The sequence below is a fragment of the Pseudomonas sp. ICMP 10191 genome (genome assembly GCF_001467335.1).
Classification (GTDB): domain Bacteria; phylum Pseudomonadota; class Gammaproteobacteria; order Pseudomonadales; family Pseudomonadaceae; genus Aquipseudomonas; species Aquipseudomonas cerasi.
On record NZ_LKGW01000164.1, the window covers coordinates 1 to 3,785 of the forward strand.

Annotated in this window: 1 protein-coding gene; it reads left to right on the forward strand. The window is 62.1% G+C overall.

Features of this window, described 5'->3' with window-relative positions; all coding sequences use genetic code 11:
* Positions 1-3,785: non-ribosomal peptide synthetase (locus AO388_RS24300; RefSeq protein ID WP_153004015.1), on the forward strand; the 3,785-nt coding region annotated here is incomplete at both ends.

The following is a 3,785-nucleotide window of genomic DNA, read 5'->3' on the forward strand; positions in this document are numbered from 1 at the left end:
GATTGGCAGGACCAATCCGTCCAGAATCCGCAGGTGCCAGGGCTGACCTCGTCGCATCTGGCGTACCTGATCTACACCTCGGGCTCCACAGGTCTGCCGAAAGGCGTGATGATCGAACACCGCAACACCGTGAATTTCCTGACTTGGGCGCACACGGCTTTCGATGCGTCTGCTCTGGAAAAAACCCTGTTCTCCACTTCGCTGAACTTCGACTTGGCGGTCTACGAGTGCTTTGCACCGCTGACCTCGGGTGGCAGCATCGAAATCGTCAAGAATGTGCTTGAACTGCAACACGGCGATCGCGATATCGGCCTGATCAACACCGTGCCGTCAGCGCTTAAAGCACTGCTGGACGTTGATGGGTTGCCGGAATCGGTCCATACGGTGAACGTGGCCGGTGAAGCGCTGAAACGCAGCCTCGTGGAAAATCTGTTCGAAAAAACCGGCGTGCAGCGCCTGTGCAACCTCTACGGCCCATCGGAAACCACCACGTACTCAAGCTGGGTGGCGATGAACCGCGAAGACGGCTTCGCAGCGCACATCGGCAAACCAGTGGGCAATACACAGTTTTACCTGCTGGACGAGAAACAGCAGCCTGTGCCACTGGGTGTTAGCGGTGAAATCTACATTGGCGGTGCCGGTGTGGCACGGGGTTATCTGAACCGTGACGACCTGACCGCCGAACGCTTCCTCAAGGACCCGTTCAGCGAACAGCCAGCGGCTCGCATGTACCGCACCGGAGACCTGGGGCGCTACCTGCCAGACGGCAATATCGAATACCTGGGTCGTAACGACGATCAGGTGAAGATCCGTGGCTTCCGTATCGAACTGGGCGAGATCGATGCACGACTGGCCAGCCACCCGGCGATCCACGAAGCCGTAGTGACTGCCCGCGAAGACATTCCCGGCGACAAGCGTCTGGTGGCTTATTACACCCTGAGCGCAGAGCAGGCTTCGACAGACATCGACAGCCTGCGCGGTTGGCTGCAGGAGCAACTGCCGGCCTACATGATCCCGGTAGCCTATGTGCTGCTCGACGCACTGCCGCTGACGCCGAACGGCAAGCTGGACCGCAAGGCACTGCCAGCACCGGAAGCCGATGCACTGATCCGCCGTGGTTACGAAGCCCCCCAAGGCGAAACCGAAACCCTGCTGGCGCAAATCTGGAGCGACCTGCTCCAGGTTGAACGCGTCAGCCGTCACGACCAGTTCTTCGAGCTGGGCGGTCACTCCTTGCTGGCGATGCGCCTGATTTCGCAGATTCGTCAACAACTGGGCGTCGAACTGAGCCTGGCCGCGCTGTTTGCCCACCCCGAACTGAGCACACTGGCACTGGCCATCGCCCAGGCCGGACGCAGCATCCTGCCGGATATCGTACCGGTGGCACGCGATCAGGCCTGGCCATTGTCGTTCGGCCAGCAACGCCTGTGGTTCCTCGCCCAGATGGAAGGTGCCAGTGCGGCCTACCACATGCCTGTCGGCTTGAGCCTGCGGGGCGAGCTGGATCGCGCGGCAATGCAAAGAGCGCTGGAGCGTATCGTGGCGCGTCACGAGGGTCTGCGCACCACCTTCATTCAGGGCGATGACGAACAACCATTGCAACGGATCAGCCCGGCGGATGCGGGCTTCAACCTGCAACTGCACGATCTGCAAGGGCTGGTGGATGCCAAAGAGAAGCTTCAGGCACTGGCCAGTGAGGAGTCGCTGCAAAGCTTCGATCTGGAACAGGGCCCATTGATCCGAGGCCGCCTGATCCGTATGGCCGAGGACCATCACGTCCTGTTGCTGACCATGCACCACATCGTTTCCGATGGCTGGTCAATTGGCGTGCTGACCCGTGAATTGGCGGCGCTCTACGCGGCATTCAGTCAGGGCCAGGACGACCCGCTGGCGCCACTGGCGCTGCAATACCTGGACTACGCGGTGTGGCAGCGTCGCTGGCTGAGCGGCGATCTGCTGCAGCAACAAAGCGACTACTGGCAGCAAACCCTGGCAGACGCTCCGGCGCTGCTGATGTTGCCCACCGACCGGGTGCGTCCGGCACAGCAGGACTATACCGGCGCGGTGCTGCCCATCGTGCTCGACGAAGACCTGACTCGCGGCCTCAAGGCATTGAGCCAACGTCACGGCAGCACCCTGTTCATGACCCTCATGGCCGCCTGGGCTGCACTGCTGGGGCGGCTGTCCGGCCAGGACGACGTGGTCATCGGCACGCCAGTGGCCAACCGCACACGCAGCGAAGCCGAAGGATTGGTGGGCCTGTTCGTCAATACCCTGGCGATCCGCGTCGACCTCAGCGACAAGCCCACGGCAGAAACTCTGCTGGCGCAGGTCAAGACCAACACGTTAGGCGCCCAGGACCATCAGGACCTGCCGTTCGAGCAGGTGGTGGAAGTGATCAAGCCGGTGCGCAGCCTCTCGCACAGCCCGGTGTTCCAGGCCATGCTCAGCTGGCAGGACATGGGCGGTGGGGATTTCGCCCTTGGCGATCTGCAACTGGAGAGCCTGAGCGCGGGCCATACGCTGTCCAAGTTCGATCTCTCGCTGGACATCGGCGAAGCCCAGGGTCAGTTGTTCGGTTCGCTGGAATACGCCACTGCGTTGTTCGATGAAGGCACCATCGCCCGCTATCTGGGCTACCTGCAGCGTTTGCTGCACGCCATGGTCGCCGATGACCGCCAGGTGCTGGAACACGTACCACTGCTCGATACCGCGGAGCGCAAGCATCTGCTGGTCGACCTTAACGCTACCGACGTGCCTTACCCGCAAGATCGCACGATTCATCAGCTGTTCGAGGAAAAGGTCCAGGCACAGCCCGACGCCATCGCCGTGGCCTTCCAGGCGCAGCGCTTGAGCTATGCCGAACTGAACCGCCAGGCCAATCGTCTCGCTCACCACCTGATCAGCCTGGGCATCGGTCCGGATGATCGAGTGGCGATCTGCGTCGAACGCGGAGTGAAAATGATCGTCGGGCTGCTCGGTGTACTCAAAGCCGGTGCCGCCTACGTACCGCTGGACCCGGCTTACCCGGCCGAGCGCCTGGCCTACATGATCAACGACAGCCAGCCGGCGGCGTTGCTCACCCAGCGCGGCTTGCAGGAGCGTTTGCCCGTACTGTCGATGCCATCGGTATTGCTCGACGACGAGCATTGCCAGGGCTTCGCCGAGTGCGATGACAACCCGGTCGTACCGACCCTCGGCGTGCGCAACCTGGCGTATGTGATCTACACCTCGGGTTCCACGGGCAATCCGAAGGGCGTGATGATCGAACACCGTGGCCTGGTCAACTACAGCGTCGATGCGGCGCGGCTGTTTGGCCTGTCCCAGAGCGACACGGTGCTGCAACAAAACACCCTTAACTTCGACCTGTCGGTGGAGGAGATCTTCCCGGCACTCCTGGCCGGTGCCACTCTGGCGCCAAGCCGCGAGATATTCGGCAGTGAGGGCACTGAAAATCACGGCATTTACCCGACCGTCCTGCACTTGACCGCCGCTCACTGGCACACCCTGGTCGCCGAATGGCACAACCAGCCGCAGGCTGCTGAACAACGCCTGGCCGGGGTGCGCCTGATCAACGTCACAGGTGACGCATTGTCGGCACAGAAACTCAAACTCTGGGATGAGGTGCGCCCGGCACACACTCGCCTGATCAACACTTACGGGCCGACCGAAGCGACGGTGTCCTGCACCGCGGCCTACGTCAGTCACGACGCTGCGGTCGGCAGCGAAGGCAGCGGCAACGCGACCATCGGCAAGCCGATGGCCAACACCCGCATCTACCTGCT